15 protein-coding genes are annotated in these 22,563 nt (G+C 59.7%); 9 read left to right on the top strand and 6 right to left on the bottom strand.

The annotated features are described in order from the left end of the window. The first annotated feature begins 70 nt into the window (after positions 1-70). Both AF71_RS15160 and AF71_RS15155 read left to right on the top strand, forming a co-directional pair. Positions 71-730: a YggS family pyridoxal phosphate-dependent enzyme gene (locus tag AF71_RS15160; RefSeq protein ID WP_018858941.1), complete on the top strand. Its 660-nt coding sequence runs from the start codon at positions 71-73 to the stop codon at positions 728-730. 82 nt (positions 731-812) lie between these two features. After that, positions 813-2,723, top strand: coding sequence for a propionyl-CoA synthetase (locus tag AF71_RS15155; RefSeq protein ID WP_169681923.1), 1,911 nt, complete (start codon positions 813-815; stop codon positions 2,721-2,723). Positions 2,724-2,781: 58 nt separating this feature from the next. Here the strand turns inward: AF71_RS15155 and AF71_RS15150 are convergent, their stop codons facing one another. Further along, complete coding sequence (locus tag AF71_RS15150; protein ID WP_018858939.1) at positions 2,782-3,480, bottom strand: DUF1013 domain-containing protein; 699 nt, start codon at positions 3,478-3,480, stop codon at positions 2,782-2,784. 228 nt (positions 3,481-3,708) lie between these two features. Here AF71_RS15150 and acs point away from each other — a divergent pair, with 228 nt between their 5' ends. Further along, positions 3,709-5,664, top strand: coding sequence for an acetate--CoA ligase (acs, locus tag AF71_RS15145; protein WP_018858938.1), 1,956 nt, complete (start codon positions 3,709-3,711; stop codon positions 5,662-5,664). A gap of 525 nt (positions 5,665-6,189) precedes the next feature. Here the strand turns inward: acs and AF71_RS15140 are convergent. Further along, complete coding sequence (locus AF71_RS15140) at positions 6,190-6,414, bottom strand: DUF1674 domain-containing protein (RefSeq protein ID WP_018858937.1); 225 nt, start codon at positions 6,412-6,414, stop codon at positions 6,190-6,192. A gap of 123 nt (positions 6,415-6,537) precedes the next feature. On the opposite strand from AF71_RS15140, the gene htpX reads away from it, so the two are divergent. From htpX to purH, 4 genes are all read left to right on the top strand, one after another. Beyond that, positions 6,538-7,500: a zinc metalloprotease HtpX gene (htpX, locus tag AF71_RS15135; RefSeq protein WP_018858936.1), complete on the top strand. Its 963-nt coding sequence runs from the start codon at positions 6,538-6,540 to the stop codon at positions 7,498-7,500. Next, positions 7,497-8,885, top strand: coding sequence for an RsmB/NOP family class I SAM-dependent RNA methyltransferase (locus AF71_RS15130; protein WP_169681935.1), 1,389 nt, complete (start codon positions 7,497-7,499; stop codon positions 8,883-8,885). Before htpX ends, AF71_RS15130 begins: the two co-directional genes overlap by 4 nt. Positions 8,886-8,995: 110 nt before the next feature. Beyond that, on the top strand, positions 8,996-10,660 hold the full coding sequence (locus AF71_RS15125; RefSeq protein ID WP_169681921.1) for a heparinase II/III family protein: 1,665 nt from the start codon (positions 8,996-8,998) through the stop codon (positions 10,658-10,660). A 95-nt stretch (positions 10,661-10,755) separates the two neighbouring features. Beyond that, positions 10,756-12,372, top strand: coding sequence for a bifunctional phosphoribosylaminoimidazolecarboxamide formyltransferase/IMP cyclohydrolase (gene purH / locus AF71_RS15120; protein WP_169681919.1), 1,617 nt, complete (start codon positions 10,756-10,758; stop codon positions 12,370-12,372). A gap of 16 nt (positions 12,373-12,388) precedes the next feature. On the opposite strand, the gene AF71_RS15115 is transcribed toward purH, so the two are convergent. Both AF71_RS15115 and AF71_RS15110 read right to left on the bottom strand, forming a co-directional pair. Continuing rightward, positions 12,389-13,774, bottom strand: coding sequence for an MFS transporter (locus AF71_RS15115; protein ID WP_169681917.1), 1,386 nt, complete (start codon positions 13,772-13,774; stop codon positions 12,389-12,391). A 30-nt stretch (positions 13,775-13,804) separates the two neighbouring features. Further along, on the bottom strand, positions 13,805-18,580 hold the full coding sequence (locus AF71_RS15110; protein WP_169681916.1) for an NAD-glutamate dehydrogenase: 4,776 nt from the start codon (positions 18,578-18,580) through the stop codon (positions 13,805-13,807). A 254-nt stretch (positions 18,581-18,834) separates the two neighbouring features. On the opposite strand from AF71_RS15110, the gene pdxY reads away from it, so the two are divergent. Beyond that, positions 18,835-19,710, top strand: coding sequence for a pyridoxal kinase PdxY (pdxY, locus tag AF71_RS15105; protein ID WP_169681914.1), 876 nt, complete (start codon positions 18,835-18,837; stop codon positions 19,708-19,710). A gap of 62 nt (positions 19,711-19,772) precedes the next feature. Continuing rightward, positions 19,773-20,414: a carbonic anhydrase gene (locus AF71_RS15100; RefSeq protein WP_018858929.1), complete on the top strand. Its 642-nt coding sequence runs from the start codon at positions 19,773-19,775 to the stop codon at positions 20,412-20,414. A gap of 61 nt (positions 20,415-20,475) precedes the next feature. Here AF71_RS15100 and AF71_RS15095 read toward each other — a convergent pair whose 3' ends face one another. Together AF71_RS15095 and AF71_RS15090 are read right to left on the bottom strand one after the other, a co-directional pair. Then, positions 20,476-21,294 (bottom strand): lytic transglycosylase domain-containing protein, encoded by an 819-nt coding sequence (locus AF71_RS15095; protein WP_018858928.1) that lies wholly within the window; start codon positions 21,292-21,294, stop codon positions 20,476-20,478. A gap of 170 nt (positions 21,295-21,464) precedes the next feature. Further along, positions 21,465-22,499 carry an aspartate-semialdehyde dehydrogenase gene (locus tag AF71_RS15090; protein WP_018858927.1) on the bottom strand — a complete coding sequence of 345 codons (1,035 nt, stop codon included), beginning with the start codon at positions 22,497-22,499 and terminating at the stop codon, positions 21,465-21,467. Positions 22,500-22,563: the final 64 nt, after the last annotated feature.

The raw sequence follows: 22,563 nt of genomic DNA, 5'->3' as shown, positions 1-22,563 counted from the left end.
GGCCTTGGCAAGCACAGCCGGGGCGTTTAGTGCATTACCATCTTCTCATGCAGTCATGTCGAGGCGAGTGATGGAACTTGAAGAGCGATTGAACGACGTGCGCTCGCGTATCTCCGCGGCCGAGCAGCAGGGGAAACGGCCCGACGGTTCGGTTCAGCTTGTCGCCGTTTCAAAGACATTCGACGCAGACGCGATCCGCCCGGCGCTTCAGGCCGGGCAACGGATCTTCGGGGAAAACAGGGTTCAGGAAAGCCAGGGAAAGTGGCCTGAACTGAAATCCGAGACGTCAGGCATTGAACTTCATCTCATCGGCCCTCTGCAGTCGAACAAGGCGGCCGAGGCGGTCGCGCTGTTCGATGTCATCGAAACCATCGACCGGGAAAAGATCGCCCGTGTGCTCGCCGACGAAATGAAGCGTCAGGCGAAGACCCCTCGCCTCTATGTTCAGGTGAATACCGGGCTTGAGCCGCAGAAGGCAGGAATCGCCCCTGATGATACAGTAGCGTTTGTCGCTCTTTGCCGCGACGAACTCGGCCTCGCCATTGAAGGCCTGATGTGTATTCCGCCGGCGGACGAGAATCCAGGTCCGCATTTCGCGTTGCTTGCCAGGCTCGCCAAGGCTTGCGGCGTCGAGAAACTCTCGATGGGAATGTCCGGCGACTACGAAACCGCGATTGCCTTTGGCGCGACCAGCGTTCGCGTTGGCTCCGCGATCTTCGGTGCCCGCTGATACGCTCCTTTCGTCGGGCTTTCTCTCCTGCCATGCCTCTCCTAGATTGATAGGATAATTTGCGTGTCCTGGGGAGGAGCAGATGCAGGGAAGCTATCGCCAGACCTATTCCAGGTGGAAGGACGATCCGGAGGCTTTTTGGCGCGAGGCGGCGGCAGAAATCAGCTGGTTCAAACCGCCGGCGCAGACCTTTTCGCGAGAAGGTGGTCCATACGGCCGCTGGTTTGCCGGGGGCGAAACCAATACCTGCTACAATTGTCTCGATCGGCACGTTCTAGCGGGCCGTGGTGACGATACTGCCTTTATCTACGATAGCCCGATTAGCGGCACCAAGGCTGTGTTTAGCTATGGTGACGTCCTTGCTGAAGTCAGTGCCATTGCAGCAACGCTCCGGCAACGTGGAATCGCAAAGGGTGACCGCGTCATCATCTATATGCCGATGGTCCCGCAGGCAGTTTTCTCAATGCTTGCCTGCGCGCGCATCGGCGCGGTCCATTCCGTCGTGTTCGGTGGCTTTGCGGCAAATGAGCTCGCGGCCCGTATCGACGATTCGGGGGCGAAGCTCATCATCACGGCAAGTTGCGGGCTCGAGCCGGGACGGATCGTGCCCTACAAGCCCTTGGTCGATCAGGCGATTGCCATCGCGAAGTCGAAGCCGGCCCACTGCCTTGTCTTGCAGAGGCCGCAGCTTGCAGCTGATCTCACAGCCGGTCGCGACGAGGATTTCGACACTACTGTCGCGAGAAATCGTGGTGTGACCGTTGAGTGCATTCCCGTCTGTGCGACGGACGAACTCTACATTCTCTACACCTCAGGCACGACGGGCCAGCCGAAAGGGGTCGTGCGCGACAATGGCGGTCACATGGTCGCCCTCAATTGGTCGATGGCAAATATCTTCGGCATCAAGCAGGGCGAAGTGTTCTGGGCGGCTTCGGACATCGGGTGGGTCGTCGGCCATTCCTACATCGTTTATGCACCGCTGCTGGCAGGCGCGACCAGCGTGATATTCGAAGGAAAGCCAGTTGGTACACCGGATGCCGGCGTCTTCTGGCGCATCGCTTCAGAGCACGATGTCCGCGTTCTCTTTACGGCGCCTACCGCTTTCCGGGCCATTCGTCGGGAGGATAGCGATGGTGTTCGCCTCAAGGCCTATCCGATGCCGAATTTTCGTGCCCTGTTCCTTGCGGGAGAGCGCGCAGATCCGGAAACGCTGAAGTGGGCAGAGCGCATGCTTGATGTACCCGTGATCGATCATTGGTGGCAAACGGAGACCGGATGGCCGATGGTGGCAAACCCGCTCGGCCTCGAAGCTCTGCCGGTGAAGCATGGCTCCCCTTCGATGCCTATGCCCGGGTATAGTATCCATGTTCTTGATGATGCCGGCCACGCGGTTGAGCCAGGGACGCTCGGTAATATCGTTGTCGAACTCCCCCTGCCGCCTGGCTGCCTGCCCACGCTGTGGAACGCCGACGAGCGTTTCCACTCGGCCTATCTGGCCGAATTTCCCGGTTATTATAAAACGGCGGATGCCGGCTATATCGACGACGACGGCTATCTCTTCATCATGTCGCGCACGGACGACATCATCAACTGCGCAGGCCACCGGCTGTCGACGGGAGCGATGGAGGAGGTTTGTGCCACGCATCCGGATGTTGCCGAATGCGCGGTGGTCGGAATCGCAGATCAGGTTAAGGGTCAGGTCCCTTGCGGCTTTCTCGTTCTGAAGAAGAATGTTTCACGGGAAACATCGGCCATTGAATCGGAGGTCGTGCAGCTGATCCGCGATGCGATTGGCCCGGTCGCTTCGTTCAAGACGGCGATAACCGTCGAGCGCCTCCCCAAGACGCGCTCCGGCAAGATCTTGCGCGGCACGATCCAGAAAATCGCCGACGGTGTGCCTTGGAAAATGCCGGCGACGATCGACGACCCCACTATTCTTGAGGAAATAGCCGAAGCCCTGCGCAAGCGTGGGTATGGTTCCCTGCCGATGTAGGTACAAAAAGAAAAGGCCCCGCTTACGCAGGGCCTTGTGGATCGATCACCGTAGGCAATCAATACTGGTCGTCTTCGTCCTCATCCTTCGGAGAGGATTTCAGCGACTTGAGCTTTGCGAAGACGGCATCGGCATCGATTTCCTTCTCCTCTTCGCGCTCATGGCGGGTCAGGCGCTCGGTTTCATGCGCCGACTCCAAGGTCGCTCCGAGTTCGGCCGCTGTCGGCAGCGGGCGTCCCTTTGCCGCCTTTTCGACTTCCATGTCGAGATCGATCTGGCTGCAAAGACCGAGTGTCACCGGATCCATCGGTGCGAGGTTAGCCGAGTTCCAGTGCGTACGCTCGCGAATCTGTTCGATTGTCGACTTCGTGGTGCCGACGAGGCGGGAAATCTGTGCGTCCTTCAATTCCGGATGATTGCGCACCAGCCAGAGAATGGCGTTCGGACGATCCTGGCGCTTGGAAACCGGCGTGTAGCGCGGGCCGCGGCGCTTGGATTCTGGCACGCGAACCTTCGGTTCCGAGAGCTTCAGCTTGTGCGCCGGGTTCTTTTCAGCGCGGGCGATTTCATCGCGCGAAAGCTGACCCGTTGCGATCGGATCGAGACCTTTGATGCCCTGTGCGGCTTCGCCGTCGGCAATTGCCTTCACTTCGAGCGGATGCAGTCTGCAGAATTGAGCGATCTGGTCGAATGACAGGGCTGTGTTGTCGACGAGCCAGATGGCAGTCGCCTTCGGCATGAGCAATTGTTGAGCCATGGATATAGTCCTTCTGTCGTCCGCGCCGGTGTCGCGGTCCGTGGATTGTCACCACTATGTCCGGGAAATATGGCGCTATATAACCGCAGTGATGCAGAATTGCAATTGATCACGAATGAAATGACCTTTGTCTAATTGCCGGGCAGATGTGAACTGCTATGAATGCCTATAGCCAGTCCGGGCTGCTTCGCTTTTTGGTCGCCCGGTGCCCGAGTGAGGAGGAGTTCCATGTCCGAAAAGATCTACCCGGTGCAAAAGCCGGTGAAGAACCATGCGCTTATCGATAAGGCCAAGTACGAGCAATGGTACGAGGAAAGCGTCGAGAACCCCGACAAGTTCTGGGGTAAACATGGCAAGCGGATCGATTGGTTCAAACCCTACACGAAGGTCAAGAACACGTCTTTCACTGGCCGAGTCTCGATCAAGTGGTTCGAGGACGGGCAGACGAACGTTTCGTACAACTGTATCGACCGGCACCTGAAGACCAACGGCAATCAGACGGCGATCATCTTCGAGGGCGACAATCCCTACGTCGACAAGAAGATCACCTATAACGAGCTCTACGAGCATGTTTGTCGCATGGCGAACGTCATGAAGAAGCATGGCGTCAAGAAGGGTGATCGTGTTACCATCTACATGCCGATGATACCCGAGGCTGCCTATGCAATGCTCGCCTGCGCGCGCATTGGTGCGGTCCATTCGGTGGTGTTCGGAGGGTTTTCTCCGGAGGCGCTGGCCGGCCGTATCGTCGATTGCGAATCCACCTTCGTGGTTACCTGCGATGAAGGGGTGCGCGGCGGCAAGCCGGTGCCGCTGAAGGACAATACAGACACGGCAATTCACATTGCCGCCCGTCAGCATGTCATCGTCGACAAGGTTCTCGTCGTACGGCGTACAGGCGGCAAGACCGGCTGGGCACCGGGTCGCGACCTCTGGTACCATCAGGAAATCGCCACGGTTAAACCGGAGTGCCCGCCGGTGAAGATGAAGGCGGAGGATCCGCTGTTCATCCTCTACACCTCGGGGTCTACCGGAAAGCCGAAGGGTGTGTTGCATACCACGGGCGGCTATCTCGTCTATGCAGCGATGACCCATGAATATGTGTTTGATTACCACCCCGGCGATATCTACTGGTGCACCGCCGACGTTGGATGGGTTACCGGACACTCCTACATCGTTTACGGTCCGCTTGCGAACTGCGCGACGACGCTAATGTTCGAAGGCGTGCCGAATTTTCCGGATCAGGGCCGATTCTGGGAAGTCATCGACAAGCACAAGGTCAACATCTTCTACACGGCACCGACGGCGATCCGGTCGCTGATGGGTGCCGGCGACCACTTCGTCACCCGCTCGTCGCGCTCCAGCCTGCGCCTGCTCGGAACGGTTGGCGAGCCGATCAATCCGGAAGCGTGGGAATGGTACTACAATGTTGTCGGCGACAAGCGCTGCCCCGTCATCGATACCTGGTGGCAGACGGAAACCGGCGGCCACATGATCACGCCGCTGCCGGGCGCGACCGATCTGAAGCCGGGTTCGGCGACGACCCCGTTCTTCGGCGTGAAACCGCAGCTGGTCGACAACGAAGGCAATGTGCTTGAGGGTGCCGCCGACGGAAACCTCTGCATTACCGACAGCTGGCCGGGGCAGATGCGTACCGTCTATGGCGACCACGAGCGCTTCATCCAGACGTACTTCTCGACCTACAAGGGCAAGTATTTCACCGGCGATGGCTGCCGACGGGATGAGGACGGCTACTACTGGATCACCGGTCGCGTTGACGACGTGCTGAACGTTTCGGGCCACCGCCTGGGTACCGCCGAGGTCGAGTCCGCACTCGTTTCGCATAATCTTGTCTCGGAGGCTGCTGTCGTCGGCTATCCGCACCCGATCAAGGGTCAGGGCATTTATTGCTACGTCACCCTGATGGCCGGCAATGAGGGTTCGGATGATCTGCGCCAACAGCTCGTCAAGCATGTTCGCGGCGAGATTGGCCCAATCGCTGCACCTGACAAGATCCAGTTTGCACCGGGTCTTCCGAAGACCCGGTCCGGCAAGATCATGCGCCGCATCCTGCGCAAAATCGCCGAGGACGATTTCGGCTCTCTGGGCGACACCTCGACGCTTGCCGATCCGGCGGTTGTCGACGACCTGATCGCGAACCGCCAGAACAAGGCGACTGCCTAAGCAAAAGCCGCTCCGAGCGATCGGGGCGGCTTCACTTCTCTACGGGCAGGTTTCTCGTGGCTTTCGGCCGCCGTTAAAGGCCCGGACGATCCCTTCCTCCAAGAGGTCCTGAGCCGGATTCCTGCCATCCGAAAGGGTTATATTTCGAGGATGCGACCGAAATACTTGTCGCCTGCGATCTACGTAAGCTGGATCTCGGAGGACCCGGATGTAAGGCTTTCCAGGGCGTGACGGGCGTCGATTCCCGCGCCTTACGTCAGCGCAGCTCGAGTGCATCTCGGGCGCGTCGATCCCGCGAATACGGACATCGACTTCCATTGTCTGCTGCGGCCAAGGGCGCGCTTCGACCAGCAGTGTGTCTCCATCGATCACTCTCAGGATTTCGGCTGATACTGGCCCTTCAATTTCGTCGCGCGCCGCGGCGTTTACCGCAGTCACAAGAAGGGTCAGCGCAACAAACGAAGCAATCTCTCTCACGAAAGGAATAAATTCCGATCACGAGCGAAAGTCAATAGGAATATTTACTTAGAAATCGATGGCCCTGCCGTTGATTTCCCAGTCTCCGAAGCGGGAAGGATCAGCGCCGCCGCGGCCACCTATCTCTGTTGGCATTTCTACCGGCTTTTCGTTTCGGCGCCGCTCTTCGGCCTCGGCGAGCGCACGCTTGGCGGCTGGCGAGAGCAACTTGCGTGGCGCCTCGGCGGCTTCAGTCGCCAGGGTTTCATTGTTGTCGTTGTCCGCTGCCTGCATCACGCGATTCCGCCCGAAATATATTGAAAATGGCTGGTGAATGACCAAATCATAGAGCGCCGGCGCCTCAATTGAAACCCTCCGGTTTTGCGCGGCCCGCTTAGGGGTGTTTTGGAGATAGCAATGAACCTCGTCCGTACAGCCATGTTGCTTGCCTTCATGACCGCATTGTTCATGGCCGTCGGCTTTCTGATCGGCGGGCGGAGCGGCATGATGATCGCGTTCGTGATCGCCGCTGGGATGAACTTCTTTTCCTACTGGAATTCGGACCGCATGGTGCTGTCGGCCTATCGCGCGCAGGAGGTTGACGAGCGTAATGCGCCCGAGTTCTTCGCGATCGTCAGGGATCTGACGCGCAATGCTGGCCTGCCGATGCCGAAGGTGTACCTCTACGACAGTCCGCAACCAAATGCCTTCGCGACTGGTCGCAATCCCGAGAACGCTGCTGTTGCCGCGTCCACCGGCTTACTGAGCGCACTGACGCCGGAAGAGGTCGCAGGCGTCATGGCCCATGAGTTGGCTCACGTGCAAAATCGCGACACCCTGACGATGACGATTACGGCGACCCTCGCCGGTGCAATCTCAATGCTGGGCAATTTTGCTTTCTTCTTCGGCGGCAACCGGGGAAACAACAACAATCCCCTGGGTTTCATCGGGGTATTGCTGGCGATGATCGTCGCGCCGCTTGCCGCGATGATGGTTCAGATGGCCATCAGCCGGACGCGCGAATATTCCGCCGACCGCCGAGGCGCGGAAATCTGCGGCAATCCTCTGTGGCTGGCTTCGGCACTGGGCAAGATTGCACGTAGCGCCTCGCACGTGCCGAATTACGATGCCGAGCGAAACCCGGCAACTGCCCACATGTTCATCATCAATCCGCTGACCGGTGCTGGCGTGGACAACCTGTTCTCAACGCACCCGAACACGGAAAACCGGATTGCGGCGCTGCAGGAAATGGCGCGCGGCGGCATGAATGGCTCGACGGCGCCGGCGCGCGCTGCTAATCCGATGCGCAAATCGCGCTCGGTTCCGAATACCGGTCTTGATCGCGGTGGTTCACAACCGCCGAAAGGTCCGTGGTCTTGAATTCAGACGGCAAGAAAAAACCATTTCGAAAACCAAAGTCGTCCAATCCGGGCGTTGTGGCTGGTCCGGCAAAGCCCGGATTCCAGGTTCGTGCCGCCGCCGCAAAGATCCTGGCAGCGGTCGTGGACCGTAAGCTTTCGCTGGACGGCGCCTTGGACAATGAACACGGCAATCCGGCCTATAAGGCGCTCAACGAGGGTGACCGCGCCCTCGTCCGCGCCATTCTGAATACAACGCTTCGGCATTTGCCGCGCATCGACGCCGCGATCTCCCGCCTGCTTGAATCGCCGCTTCCCGAAGGTGCGCGAGCGCTGCACCATGTTCTTGCGATTGCCGCAGCGCAGATCCTCTACCTTGATGTTCCGGATCATGCTGCGGTCGACCTGGCAGTCGAGCAATCAAATCAGGACCCGCGCAATCGTCGCTTTGCAAAGCTGGTGAACGCCGTTCTGCGCCGACTTGGACGCGAGAAGGACCAAATCCTTGCTGAGATCGCGACCATTCCGGTGATGCCGGAATGGTTTCTTCAAAGGCTCGAAAAGGCTTACGGCAAGGAAAGGGCGCAATCGATATCTGAATCGCAGCTCGAGCCGGCAGCGATCGATCTTACCGTCAAAGCTGATGCGCAGCGCTGGGCGGAACGTTTGGGTGGTTTCGCGCTGCCGACGGGTGGTGTGCGTCTGGCTGCCTTCGAGGGCAGCATCCCCTCACTCGAGGGATTTTCGGAGGGCGACTGGTGGGTCCAGGACGCGGCCGCCAGCATTCCAGCTCAGCTCTTTGGTGATTTGACAGGAAAGCGAGTTGCCGATCTATGTGCGGCGCCCGGCGGAAAGACTGCCCAGCTGGTTCTTGCCGGTGGTGACGTTACTGCGGTTGAGCAGTCTGAAAACCGCATCAAGCGTTTGCGCGCGAACCTCGATCGGCTTGGACTGAAAGCCGAGACAGTCGCCAGCGACCTGACGAAATATGAGCCTGCAGAGCTGTTCGACGCGATCCTGCTGGATGCGCCCTGCTCATCGACGGGAACGACGCGCCGGCATCCGGATGTTCTCTGGGCCAAGGGGCCGGAAGATATAGCGAAGCTTGCTGCGCTTCAGGAGCGGCTGCTGCGCCATGCGATCACTTTGCTGAAGCCGGATGGCACGATCGTCTTTTCCAATTGTTCCCTTGATCCCGCCGAAGGCGAAGACGTCGTGGCTCGCGTCCTTTCGGATACGCCTTCAGTCGAGCGAGCGGCCGTTGATCCTGAGCGCTGGCCCGGGCTCGAAGCAGCAATCAGTGCGCTTGGCGAATTCCGCACGACACCAGACATGCTGGAGGTTCCCGCTGGTTTTGCGGGCGGTCTTGACGGTTTCTACGCTGTCGTGTTGCGCCGTGTTGCTTGATCGCAGGGCAACTGGCATAGTTGAGCACCTGTCATAATTTGATACGCAAGTGTCACGGATTCCGGGCTTATTCACTTATTCTTAACGACGCGGGTCAATAGACAATAAACATGTGGTCCGGGTTCTCGACTCTTTATGTGAGAGAGGCTTGGCGGCGCACGCTGTGCCGCGGAGCAATCATGCGGTTGCGTCTCTTCCGCCACACGACCCACGCCCCCGAGCGCCTGATTGTGGCCCCCACCGATCTGCGTGCGGTTGATCCGCATGTCGCTGAAGAGATTTTGAACGGTCGCTTCCCGCTTGCCGGGCGGCTTCTCGAAACCGGTGGCAAGTCGCCCTTCAATTTCAGCCTTCCGTCCCGTTCCTTCGCACTGCGGCTTCATGGCTTCGGTTGGCTTCGCCATATGCGGACCAAGAAAAGCGACCTTCACTCGAGCGTTGCCCGCTCCATTGTCAACGACTGGCTGTCGCTGCATGGCGGCCGCATCGAGGGCATCGCCTGGGAAATCAATGTGACGGCGCAGCGCGTTATTTCCTGGCTCTCGCATTCGCCTGTGGTTCTTCACAATGCCGACCGCGGCTTCTATCGCCGCTTCTTGCGGTCGCTTGCCTTTCAGGTCCGGTTCCTGCGGCGAATGGCCAAGTACGCGCCGCCGGGGGAGGTTCGCTTTCGGCTGCGGATTGCCCTCGCGATGGCCTCGATTGCAATGCCGACGCGCGCAGGCGCGTTGCGGCGCGCTGCCGAAGCATTGGATCAGGAGTTCGATAGCCAGATCCTGCCTGACGGCGGTCATGTCTCGCGCAATCCCCGGGTAGGGCTGGAACTGCTTCTTGATCTCCTCCCGTTGCGGCAAACCTACGTTAATCTCGGCCACGATCTGCCGCAGAAGTTGATCTCGGGCATCGACCGCATGTACCCAGCCCTGCGCTTCTTCAGGCATCAGGACGGCGATCTCGCCCTTTTCAACGGCGCGACGTCGACCCTTGCGACAGAGTTGATGTCCTTGCTGCGATATGACGAGACGGCGGGAGATCCCTTCAAGGCGATGCCCCATTCGCGCTATCAGCGGCTGGCAGCGGGGAAAACGGTGGTCATTGCCGATACCGGATTACCGCCCACCGGAAGTCTGTCCCGCACGGCCCATGCCGGTTGCCTGTCATTCGAGATGTCGTCTGGACGCCATCGCTTTATCGTCAATTCCGGATCGCCCAAATTTGCCGGCCGGCGTTACGTGCAGATTGCTCGAACGACTGCCGCCCATACCACGGTGACCGTCAACGACACCTCGTCCAGCCGCTTCGCCCCGTCCGACTTCATTGCGAATGTGATTACAGACGGCGTGAAGACCGTGAATGTCGATCGCGGGCTCGCCGATGACGGCCGCGACGTGATCAAGGCGAGCCACGATGGCTACCTCAATGCCTTTGGCGTCCTGCATGAGCGCGAGCTGACCCTGAACGCCACAGGGCTGATCGTGACCGGCTGTGATCGGCTGGTCGCGCCGGAGGGCAAGGTCGATGAGGCAGTGCGGGCCGTGGCGCGCTTTCACGCCCACCCCTCCATCAACCTGAAGCAAATCGACAAAGAGTCGATCATGATGACGGCGCCCGACGGAGAAACATGGCTGTTCTCCTCGCCTGGCAACGAAGTGCTGATCGGCGAGGACGTCTTCTTTGCCGATGCCTCGGGCATTTGCGGATCCGATCAGATCGAGATCGGCCTCTCCTACCCCGACAGGCCGGAAATACGCTGGTTTTTATCGCGCAAGAGCTAGCGGCTGTTTCCGCGGGCGCAAAGCTGTGCTAACGCGGCCCCATCATCCGCTTATCCCTCGCTGGATATCTCCTGAAGACCAAACGGAGAAGCCTCATGGCCGTTGTTTCCAAGAAAATCCCTGCACCCGACAAAGTCAGCATCAAGACCGCGTTGCTTTCCGTATCCGACAAGACCGGTATCGTCGAACTCGCGCGCGCGCTTGACGACAAGGGCATCCGCCTTCTCTCAACTGGTGGCACTCACAAGGCAATTGCAGCGGCCGGGCTCGCGGTGACCGACGTTTCCGATGTCACAGGTTTTCCGGAGATCATGGATGGTCGCGTCAAGACCTTGCATCCCAAAGTGCATGGCGGCCTGCTTGCTATCCGTGACGATGCTGATCATCAAGCGGCGATGAAGGCGCACGGTATCGAGGGCATCGACCTCGTGGTCATCAATCTTTATCCATTCGAGGATGTCCGTGCCGCCGGCGGCGACTATCCGACGACCGTCGAAAACATCGACATCGGCGGTCCTGCGATGATCCGCGCATCGGCCAAGAACCACGCTTACGTGACGATCCTGACCGATCCGGCGGACTATCCAGAACTGCTCGAGCAGCTTGCCTCGGACGCCGGACAGACCGCTTATGCGTTCCGCCAGCGGTTGGCCGCCAAAGCTTTCGCCCGGACCGCCGCTTACGACGCCATGATCTCCAACTGGTTTGCCGAGGTTCTTTCGATCGACACCCCGCGCCATCGCGTCATTGGCGGTGTGCTCAAGGAAGAGATGCGCTATGGCGAGAATCCGCACCAGAAGGCGGCGTTCTATGTTACGGGCGAGCGCCGCCCCGGCGTTGCCACGGCGTCACTGCTTCAGGGCAAGCAGCTCTCCTACAACAACATCAACGACACCGATGCGGCCTATGAACTCGTTGCCGAGTTCCTGCCGGAGAAGTCGGCGGCGTGCGCGATCATCAAGCACGCCAATCCCTGCGGCGTGGCGACGGGTTCCAACCTGCTCGACGCCTACAGGCGCGCGCTTGCCTGCGATTCCGTTTCTGCTTTCGGGGGAATCATCGCGCTCAACCAGACGCTTGACGCCCAAACCGCCGAGGAGATCATCAAGCTCTTTACCGAAGTCATCATCGCGCCCGACGTGACTGAAGAGGCGAAAGCCATCGTCGCGCGCAAGGCAAACCTCCGGCTTCTGACCGCAGGCGGCCTGCCGGATCCGCGGTCTTCGGGCCTGACGGCGAAAACCGTCTCAGGCGGCCTGCTTGTGCAGAGCCGCGACAACGGCATGGTCGAGGATCTGGAGCTGAAGGTTGTTACCAAGCGTGCACCGACCCAGCAGGAACTCGAAGACATGAAATTTGCCTTCAAGGTTGCCAAGCACGTCAAGTCGAACGCCGTGGTCTATGCGAAGGACGGCCAGACGGCTGGCATCGGCGCGGGCCAGATGAGCCGCGTCGATTCTGCGCGGATTGCTGGCCTGAAGGCCGAGGAAGCGGCCAGGGCGCTCGGTCTCGCAGAGCCGTTGACGCGCGGTTCGGCTGTTGCCTCGGAGGCATTCCTGCCCTTCGCCGATGGCTTGCTGTCGATGATCGCAGCCGGCGCGACGGCTGTTATCCAGCCGGGCGGATCGATGCGTGACCAGGAAGTGATCGACGCTGCTAACGAGCACAATGTCGCGATGGTCTTTACCGGTATGCGGCACTTCCGCCACTGACCTGTAGCCTCTGCCGTTACGCCCTGTCCGCGGGATAGGGCGTACGGACAAGCAGGATCAGTCCCGCCGCCAGGAAGAGCACCAAGGTTGCCATTCCAAGCCGCGACGAGCCAGTCGTGAAGGTCACGATGGAAAAAAACAGCGTTGCCATGAAGCTGGTGGCGCGCCCCGAAAGCGCATAAATGCCAAAATAGCGGCCGGCCTCGTTCAGGCTCACGCTTCGGGCGAGGTAGGAGCGCGACGACGCCTGCACCGGACCGAAGGCAAGGCCGACCAGCAGACCATAGGCAACATATGCCTTCTCCGCTGCCGTACCGAAGAGGCCGCCGGAATCTGCAGTTGGCAGCGCAAGCAAGCCAAAGAGCGTGTATCCCGGCCATGTCGACACGATGCCGATGGTGGCAAGCAACAGCATCGCCAGACTGATTACGATCGTCGATTTGGAGCCGATCCGCCGATCGACCCTGCCTGCAATGATGCAGCCGAAGATCGCAACGACGTTGAGTATGATCCCATAGATCCCGATCTCGACCGTTGCCCATCCAAACATTCCGGCAGCAAAGGCACCACCGAGTATCAGCAGTCCGTTGACGCCGTCCTGATAGATCATGCGGGCGATCAGGAAACGAACGATGCCACGACGACGCTTGAGTTCGCCAAGCGTGCTTTTCAGCTCCGCAAGGCCGGTGCGCACAGCGGCGCCAAACGGAAGGCCCTTGCTGACATCAGGCGTGAAAAAGAACATCGGAAGAATAAAGATCAGGTACCAGATGGCCGAAATCGGCCCAGTGATGCGGGCATCCTCGCCCTTGTACGGATCGAGGCCGAACAAGGGCTCAAGACCAAGAATTGTCTTCCCTGATTGGGGGCTTCCCGCAAGCAGGACCACGACCGCGATCAGGACGATCATGCCCCCGAGATAACCGAGGCCCCAGGCCGTATTCGACAGTTTGCCGACCTCTTCCTTGCCGACGAGCCGCGGCATCATGGAATCGTTGAAGACGATGGAGAACTCGGCGGCGACCGAAGCCAGGATCATGAATGTCATGGGGTAGATCAGAGGCGAACCGGGTGCGGCGAACCAGAGACCGAAGAGACTCGCAATCTTGATGACGGCGAAGAAGGCGATCCACGGCTTTCGCGCGCCGGACTGATCTGCGATCGACCCCAGGACAGGCGACAAGATGGCAATGATCACCGAGGAGATCGTCGCCATGTTGCTCCACATCGTCTGGGCCGATACCGGATCGTCTGTCAGACGCGACACGAAGTAAGGGCCGAAAATGAAGGTCGTTACAACAGTGAAGAACGGCTGAGCTGCCCAGTCGAAGAGCATCCAGCCCCAGATGCCCTTCTCCGATGCTCTAGCCGGCTGAGTTCCCGTCCAGTCGATGCGATTCACAGTCCGCTCCTGATTTCGAGCGGAACTGTCTCACCTCGCTCCGTCTCGCGCAAGGTCAGTCAACAGGCCTGCAGCCACGGTAATCCGGGCAAGGTTCGGATCGCCGCTGTCACTCAACCCCGACAATTCCTCGGCAATCCGGTTGATCCTGATGCGATCGCCGGCGTGCCAAGCCTGGACCGGAAGCTTGTCCTTCCCATGGTTAGCAAGTGCCGAAATCACGATATCGCGTCTCGCGCTTGCGATCTGGTCGATGCTGCGCGCCAACGCCAGATTTTCGTAGTGGTCGGCCGTGACGATGCGAGATCCGGCGGCGAGCAACCGTCCGATCCGGAATGTCTGGGAGACGGCGAAATAGCTTTCCGCGGCACGCGCCAGCGGTTCGCCCGTGCGTTCGGCGATCTGCATGATCTCGGGTACCAGCGCAAAGCCAAGCAGCCCCGAAATCTCGGCGGCCAGCTTATCCGGCACCCCAGCCTCGCGATACTCCTGCTGACGTGCCTCAAGCTCGGGCACTGTCTGGTTGGCGAATATCGGCTTGAGCTTCTTCAGGGCTGCCTGAAGCCTCTCAATAGTGGTGGCGATATCGCCCTTGGCCATCTGTGTCTTCAGAAGGAGGCGCGTCAGGACGGTGAAGGTGTGGCTGATCTCCTCGTAGATGCGGTTCTGCATCTGGCCGCCAATCCTGCCGTCCAACGCATCCGTGTCCGTCCAAAGGCGTCCGAGATCGAAGCCATCACGGGCAATGATTGCCGCCCGAACGACCTCCGGCGCGGATGCCGCCGTGGCATCCATCATGCTGACGGCGAAGCCGGGGCCGCCGCGGTTAATGGCTTCGTTGGCGAGCACCGTGGCAATGATCTCCCGTTTCAGACGATGGGCGTCGATATCGGACGCGTTCGTCTTGCGCATCTTCGCAGGGAAGTAATTGGAAAGCGTTGCGGCGAAATAGGGATCATCAGGCAAATCGCTGGCCGCCAAAGCGTCAAACAAGACGATCTTGGCATAGGAAAGCAGGACGCCGATCTCGGGTCTCGTCAGTGGCCTGCCTGCTGCATAGCGCTCGGCAAGGACGGTGTCGTCGGGTAGCGTCTCGACCTTCCGGTTCAACTGCTTGGCGCCTTCGAGCACCGTCATGAGCCGGGCAAGTTCCAGCCCGTTGGCTGTACCCTTACGCTCGGTCAGCGAAATCGCCAGAGACTGCAGATAGTTGTTCCGGAGCACAAGCTTGCCGACCTCGTCGGTCATTGACGACAGCAGCTGGTCGCGCTTCGCCCGTGTGAGACGGTTATCGTGCATTGCCGCGGCAAGAGCGATCTTGATGTTGACCTCGACGTCCGACGTGTTGACGCCGGCCGAATTGTCGATTGCGTCGGAATTGCAGCGCCCGCCTCTCAGGCCATAGGCGATACGTCCCTTCTGTGTGACGCCAAGATTCGCGCCCTCGCCGATCACCTTGGCGCGCACGTCTTCCGCCGCGACACGAATAGGGTCATTGGCGCGATCGCCGACCTCGGCGTCTGTTTCAGACGGCGCTTTGACGTAGGTGCCGATACCGCCGAACCACAGCAAATCGACGGGGCTCTTCAGAATGGCCGTCATGATTTCGAAAGGCGTCGCAACGGCCTTGTCTATACCGATTGCGGCTAGTGCCTCCGGCGTCAGCGTCACGGACTTCGCCGATCGCGAAATGACCATGCCGCCTTTCGAAAGGACCCCCTTGTCGAAATCCTGCCAGCTCGATCGGGCCAGATTGAAAAGCCGCCGGCGCTCGGTAAGCGTCTTTTCCATATTCGGGTCGGGGTCGATGAAAATATCACGATGGTCGAAAGCGGCGACCAGCCGGATTTTTGGCGACAGCAACATGCCGTTGCCGAACACATCGCCGGACATGTCGCCGACGCCCGCAACGGTGAACGGCGTGGTCTGGATGTCGATGTCCATTTCGCGGAAGTGGCGCTTCACGGTTTCCCAAGCACCACGGGCGGTGATGCCCATCTTCTTGTGATCGTAGCCAGCCGAGCCACCCGAGGCGAAGGCATCGTCCAGCCAGAAGCCGGCCTCCTGGGCGAGCGCGTTGGCGGTATCCGAGAATGTGGCCGTCCCCTTGTCGGCGGCCACGACAAAATAGGGATCGTCGCCGTCAAGCCTTACCGTGTCCTTCGGCGGCACGATATCGGCGCCACTGATGTTGTCGGTGATCGACAGCAGCGTGCGGATATAGGTTTTGTAGGCTTCGCGGCCGGCGTTGAAGATCTCGTCCCGGTTACCGCCGATCGGGAGCTTCTTCGGATAGAAGCCGCCCTTTGCGCCGACTGGCACGATGACGGCGTTCTTGACCTGCTGTGCCTTCACGAGCCCGAGGACTTCGGTGCGATAATCTTCCGCACGATCGGACCAACGCAAGCCACCGCGCGCCACCTTGCCGAACCGCAGGTGCACGCCTTCGACTTCGACACCATAGACGAACATCTCGCGGAATGGTCGGGGTTCCGGCAACCCGTCGACCAGATTGGGATCAAGCTTGAAGGCCAGCATCGCTTTCGGCGAGCCGTCCGGATTGCGCTGGAAGTAGTTGGTTCTCAGGGTTGCGTCCACGACGTTGACGTAGCGCCGCAGGATCCGATCGTCATCGAGGCTCGGCACGTCGGAGAGTGCTGCTTCGATCTTTTCGTGCTGTTCGCTTGCCTTCTTCATCCGCGCCTTGTCGGTGATCTTGGGATCAAGCGTGTCGTGGAACAGCCGAAAGATCATCGCCGCGATTGCCGGGTATTTATCGAGCGTCGTTGCAATATAGTCGAGCGAATAAGGGATGCCGGCCTGGCGCAGATAGCGTGCGTAGGCGCGAAGAACGCTGGTTTCGCGTGCGGTCAGGCCCGCCGAGACGATCAGCCGGTTGAAGGTGTCATTGTCAATCAGCCCGCCGAACGCTGCAAGGAAGGCTTCTTCCAAGGTTGCTCCGTGGCGGTGAAGGTCGATCTCGATACCGCCTCGGGCCTCGAGCTCCATGTCGTGCAGCACGACCAGCTTTTCCGAGCCGCCGGGTAGGGTGACATCAATATCGAATGTTCCTTCGCTGATGACATTAAAGCCGAGGTTTTCAAGCAATGGCACGCGGCGGGACAAAGCGAGCTGGCCGCCGGAATGGAAAATCTTCAGGCACAGCAGTTCGATCCCATCCTTTTCCCGCGTGTAGAACGCAATACGGATTGGTTCGCCAGCCGCGCAGGCGGCGATGTCCTCGAGATCATAGTACGTCTCTTCCGGCGGGAAGAGATCCTGGAAGGCATGGCTTACCTGCAGGCGCGGCGCCTTCGGTCCGGCAAGCGCCTCGAAGCGGTCATCCCAGCGCGCGGTGATCGCGCGGATGGCCTCCTCCAGCTTTGCCTGTGGCACGCGTGGGGTTTTGCCTCCGGACCGACCGATGATGAAATGGACGCGCGCAACTCCGCCTTCGGGGAAGGCCGGGTAGTAGGCCGAGACACGGCCGTCATAGACGGTCTTCAGATAGGCTCCGATCTTCTCACGCACGATCGAATCGTATTCTTCGCGCGGCACATAGACGATCACGGAAACGAAACGATCGAAGTGATCGATGCGCGGCAGCGCCCGCACGCGCGGCCGATCGGCGAGATCATTGATCTGTTCGGCAAAGCTCGCCAGAAGCGTCGTATCGATCTGGAAGAGGTCGTCGCGCGGATAGGATTCCAGCGTGTTGTCCAGCATGCGGCCGGAGTGGCTCATGGGGTCAAAGCCGAAATGTTCCTTCACTCGTTCGATCTTGGAGCGGAGCAACGGGATATCGCTGGCGAGCGACGTGTAGGCAGTGGAGGTGAAGAGACCGACGATGCGCAACTCGCCGGTCACATTCCCGTTGGTATCGAAGCGCTTGACACCGACATAGTCCATATAGGCGCGGCGATGGACAATCGACTTGACGTTGGCCTTAGTGACGATCAGGAAATCCGGACCATCGAGGAATGCCAGAATTTCAGGCGTGGTCGTAACGGCGTCCCTGCCGGTGCGCAGAACGAGTACGTCTGGGTTGGAGAGAATGCCGAGACCGGTGCCCTTGTCGCGCTCAACCTTCGCGCTCGCGCCCTTTCCGGAATAGACATATTCGCGCATTCCGAGGAAGGTGAAGTTCGCGTCGCGCAGCCACGTCAGGAAGGCAAGCGCTTCATCCCTTTCCGCTTTCCGGCGGCTGGCATTGTAAGCGGAAAGCTCATCGATCACGGTTCCGAGCTTGTCCAGCATGGGCCTCCAGTCGGAAACCGTCACGCGCACCTGCTCGACCACCGTCTTTATCCGCTTGACGAGGTCTGCGGCCTGGGCTGTCGTTAGAGGGGCAAGATGCAGCTGGATATGGCTGACGCGATTGGCCGGCTCGCTCGGGAGATCGGCGGAGTAAAGTTCCGGCGCCTTGCCATCCTCCATCACCAGGATCGGATGCACGGCCATGTAGAGGTCGCGATAGCTGCTGGTAACTTCGCCCATTACCGATTCATACAGGAACGGCATGTTGTGGTCGGTGACCGTGAGAACGGATACGGCAACGCCGTCGGGCTCCACATCGACGATGGTCTCGATGGTGATCCGTGCCGAATTGCTGCCCCAGGCCGCGAGCTCCTTGGCGGAATGGATGGCCGAAAGCGCCAGCATCTCCGGTGTGTAGCGTTCCAGGTCGTCGCCGCTGGCGCGACCGAACAGGAACTCGGGATTGAGGTAGGCTTCCCCCGTTGCCGTCGCGATCTTGGTCGCGCTCTCCAGTTGTTTTTCGCGCTTCGGATTGTTTCGGCCAGCCATCGCAGATACTCCTCATCTCCTCGATTTGGCGCAAGTTAGCAGAAGATTTGACGAAAGAATCTCTAAAAGACGGCATCCCGAGGCAGCTTTCATGCGTTTTTGGCCGCCGGGACGCAAATTTTCGAAAGATTTTTGGTTTGCCGTAAGTACGTGGAAATTCTTGAGGGGCGACGTTGGCATGCCTGCATGAAGGGCAGTTGACAGTGAAGCTGCAAAAAGGGGATCAACACTCATTGGAAGCCGAGTCGAGCATCATGTCGGAAAATGCCGCAGGAACTGTCATCGTTATCTCTAGCCACGTTGTGCGCGGCTCCGTCGGAAATCGTGCAGCGGTCTTTGCACTAGAGACGCTTGGTCACCAGGTCTGGGCGCTGCCGACGATCGTGCTTCCGTGGCATCCCGGTCACGGTCGGTCGACGCGGCTAACGTTCACCGAAAGCGATTTTGACGCGGCTATCGACGATCTCATTCGCGCGCCTTGGATCGGCGAGGTGAAGGCGGTTCTTTCCGGCTATTTCGGCAATGCCGCGCAGGCGCGCTCGGTTGCTCGGCTCGTGACGGGTTTGCGCGAGCACAAGCCGGACCTGCTCTATGTTTGCGATCCGGTTATGGGGGATCTGGGTGGTCTCTACGTACCACAGGCAACGGCGGAGGCGATCAGGGATCATCTGATACCACTGGCTTCGCTTGCGACGCCCAATCGATACGAACTGGCCTGGCTTGTAGGTGCCCCGCTGGAGGACAATACGGCGATTATGGACGCCGCCCTGTCGCTGGGGCCCTCCCGCATGCTGGTGACGTCAGCGGTGCCGATGATGGCCGGCGGCACAGGGAACCTCTATCTTTCGGGGCGTCATGCGCTGCTGGCGGAGCATCGCCTTATCGACAAGCCGCCGAATGGTCTCGGAGATCTTCTTGCCGCGCTGTTTCTGTCGCGACTTCTTTCCGGCATGGAGGACGAGAAGGCGCTTCAGCTTGCAACGGCAAGCGTCTACGAGGTGCTTGCCCGCGCCGTAAAGCGGGGCAGCGATGAATTGACGCTGGCAAGCGACTCGTCGAGCCTGGCAACGCCGATGGCGATGGTCCAGATGCGGCGCTTGATGCATCCGGCGCAAAGGCGCAAAAGCTGACGACGCTTCCTATCTTGCAGTGCGATATTGATCTTGCCGGGCGCAAGCTGTAATCGAAGATCATGCAGCGTTTTCCAAACACCCTTCTCGACGGTTATCGCAACTTTATGAACGGGCGTTACACGGACGCCCGTGATCGCTATAAAGCGCTGGCCGAGCACGGCCAAAACCCAAGTACGCTGGTGGTCGCATGTTCGGATTCGCGCGCTGCGCCCGAGCTGATATTCGATGCCGGTCCCGGCGAACTGTTCGTCATCCGCAACGTGGCCAATATGGTGCCGCCCTACGAGCCGGACGGCCATTTCCATGCCACCTCGGCTGCGCTGGAATTCGCGGTTCAGGCCTTGAAGGTTACGGACATCGTGGTCATGGGTCACGGGCGCTGTGGGGGCATCAGGGCCGCTCTCGACCCAAGTGCCGAACCCCTTTCACCCGGTGACTTTATCGGACGCTGGATGTCGCTCGTGAAGCCTGCCGCAGAGCAGATCGGCGCCAACGATGTCATGACGCCTTCCGAGCGTCAGACCGCGCTCGAGCGCGTATCGATCCGCAACTCCATTGAGAATCTCAGGACCTTCCCGAACATCAAGGCATTGGAGGAGGAAGGCAAGATCGCGCTTCACGGTGCCTGGTTCGACATCTCGACCGGCGAACTCTGGGTGATGGATTCCGAAACTCGCGACTTCATTCGCCCGGACGTCTAAGCCCAAAACAAAAAAAGCGCCGAACTTCGGTTCGGCGCTTTTGGCTTACGCTACGCTGTTCTCAATTTCCGTCTATCTGCTGTCCAATGTAGGCGATCGCCTGCTGGTAGACCGTCGCCGCGTTCCAGCCGGCGATGGCCGCGAAGTTGGGCTCGCCCGGCTGATAACCCGCACCGGCCTGCCAGCCATGGCCCTTCAGGAAGTTGGCAGTCGAGGCAAGCGCGTCAGCGCGAGAACCGACCATATCGACGCGGCCGTCGCCGTCGCCATCGGCGCCGAAGCGCACGACATTGCGCGGCAGGAACTGCGTCTGGCCGATTTCACCATGCGCTGCTCCACGCGCCTGCGTATTGAGATAACCCTCAGAGACCAGCTGCAGCGCGGCATAAAGCTGGTCGGTGAAATAGTCGGAGCGACGGCAGTCATAGGCGAGCGTGGAGACGGCCGACAGCGTATGCTGGTTGCCCATGTAGCTGCCGAATCCGGTTTCCATGCCCCAAATCGCGATCAACGGGCCGGCAGGAACACCGAAGCGACGCTCGATCGATGCAAAAAGAGCTGCATTGGAGCGCTTCATGCTCTTGCCGCGCGAGATGATCGCGGCACCACCGCGCTTCTGCATGAAGGCATCAAAGGAAAGCTTGAAGCTCTTCTGGCCGCGGTCGGCGGCAATGGTCGGCCTGTTGTAGGAGACGTTTGCGAAGGCGCGATCCAGAACCGAGGGGCTGACACCGTTTGCAACGGCTTCTTGCTTGAACTCGTCCACCCAGGCGTTGAAGCCGGCGCCGTTGTTGCCGCACTGGGCTGCCGTGGCGGCTGCAGGAACTGCGTGGAGCATGCAGGCGGCGGCAGCTGCCAGCAAAAATTTCGTCATGCGCATGGAGATATCCCGATCTGACTGGCCTTCAAACCGGGCCGGCGGCCCCGCTTTCGGCAATATTGTCACCGTCTTTGATTTGGCAAGCGCGGGAAGCCGAAACGACCAACCCGCGCCAAGAAAAGCCCTTACCTTATTTAGCCGGGCTTAACAAACCATAGTTAACAACTGGTTCAGGCTGCCTGCTTGCGCGGCTTCACAAGTCCGCGATTGACAAGCAACTCGGCGATCTGGATCGCGTTCAGAGCGGCACCCTTGCGGAGGTTGTCGGAAACCACCCACATATTCAGGCCGTTCTCGACCGTCGCGTCCTCGCGGATGCGCGAGATAAAGGTCGCGTCTTCGCCAGCGGATTCGTAAGGCGTGATGTAACCACCGTTCTCGTGCTTGTCGATGACGAGGCAGCCGGGAGCTTCGCGCAGAATGTCGCGTGCCTGATCGGCCGTGATCTCGCTTTCGAATTCGATGTTGACCGATTCAGAGTGGCCGATGAAGACTGGAACGCGAACTGCCGTGCAGGTCACCTTGATCTTCGGGTCGAGCATCTTCTTGGTCTCGGCGAGAACCTTCCACTCTTCCTTCGTGTAGCCGTCTTCCATGAAGACGTCGATGTGCGGGATGACGTTGAAGGCAATACGCTTCGTGAACTTCTTGTTCTCGATCGGATCCGCGACGAAGACGGCGCGCGTCTGGTTGAACAGCTCGTCCATACCGTCCTTGCCAGCGCCGGAAACGGACTGGTAGGTCGAAACGACGACGCGCTTGATCTTGGCGAAGTCGTGCAGCGGCTTGAGAGCGACGACAAGCTGCGCAGTCGAGCAGTTGGGGTTTGCGATAATGTTTCGCTTGCTGAACTGGGTAACAGCGTCCGGGTTCACTTCCGGAACGATCAGCGGCACGTCTGCGTCGTAACGCCACGCCGAGGAGTTGTCGATGACAACGCAACCCTGGGCGCCGATCTTGGGCGACCACTTCTTGGAAACTTCGCCGCCGGCCGACATCAGGCAGATGTCAGTATCGGAGAAATCGTAGTTTTCGAGGTTGGCGACCTTCAGCGTCTTGTCGCCGTAGGACACTTCGGTGCCCTGCGAGCGCGCGGACGCAAGCGCCACGACTTCATCGGCAGGAAAACCGCGCTCGGAGAGGATATTGAGCATTTCCCGGCCAACATTCCCGGTCGCTCCCGCAACTGCAACTTTAAAACCCATTTCTCAAGCTCTCTTTCTCTTCTCTCCTCTTGTCCGGTGAGGGGGAAAGCGCGCAAATATCGCG

Source organism: Rhizobium sp. 57MFTsu3.2 (genome assembly GCF_012932765.1).
Lineage (GTDB): Bacteria > Pseudomonadota > Alphaproteobacteria > Rhizobiales > Rhizobiaceae > Rhizobium > Rhizobium altiplani.
The sequence above is the reverse complement of the archived record's forward strand: the minus strand, read 5'-3'. Positions and strand labels throughout refer to the sequence as shown.

Excerpts from the sequence above, each read along its gene's own strand:
- AF71_RS15160 (WP_018858941.1), top strand. The coding sequence starts at position 71 with ATGGAACTTGAAGAGCGATTGAACGACGTGCGCTCGCGTATCTCCGCG.
- AF71_RS15155 (WP_169681923.1), top strand. The coding sequence starts at position 813 with ATGCAGGGAAGCTATCGCCAGACCTATTCCAGGTGGAAGGACGATCCG.
- AF71_RS15150 (WP_018858939.1), bottom strand. The coding sequence starts at position 3,480 with ATGGCTCAACAATTGCTCATGCCGAAGGCGACTGCCATCTGGCTCGTC.
- acs (WP_018858938.1), top strand. The coding sequence starts at position 3,709 with ATGTCCGAAAAGATCTACCCGGTGCAAAAGCCGGTGAAGAACCATGCG.
- AF71_RS15140 (WP_018858937.1), bottom strand. The coding sequence starts at position 6,414 with ATGCAGGCAGCGGACAACGACAACAATGAAACCCTGGCGACTGAAGCC.
- htpX (WP_018858936.1), top strand. The coding sequence starts at position 6,538 with ATGAACCTCGTCCGTACAGCCATGTTGCTTGCCTTCATGACCGCATTG.
- AF71_RS15125 (WP_169681921.1), top strand. The coding sequence starts at position 8,996 with ATGTGGTCCGGGTTCTCGACTCTTTATGTGAGAGAGGCTTGGCGGCGC.
- purH (WP_169681919.1), top strand. The coding sequence starts at position 10,756 with ATGGCCGTTGTTTCCAAGAAAATCCCTGCACCCGACAAAGTCAGCATC.
- AF71_RS15110 (WP_169681916.1), bottom strand. The coding sequence starts at position 18,580 with ATGGCTGGCCGAAACAATCCGAAGCGCGAAAAACAACTGGAGAGCGCG.
- pdxY (WP_169681914.1), top strand. The coding sequence starts at position 18,835 with ATGTCGGAAAATGCCGCAGGAACTGTCATCGTTATCTCTAGCCACGTT.
- AF71_RS15100 (WP_018858929.1), top strand. The coding sequence starts at position 19,773 with ATGCAGCGTTTTCCAAACACCCTTCTCGACGGTTATCGCAACTTTATG.
- AF71_RS15095 (WP_018858928.1), bottom strand. The coding sequence starts at position 21,294 with ATGCGCATGACGAAATTTTTGCTGGCAGCTGCCGCCGCCTGCATGCTC.
- AF71_RS15090 (WP_018858927.1), bottom strand. The coding sequence starts at position 22,499 with ATGGGTTTTAAAGTTGCAGTTGCGGGAGCGACCGGGAATGTTGGCCGG.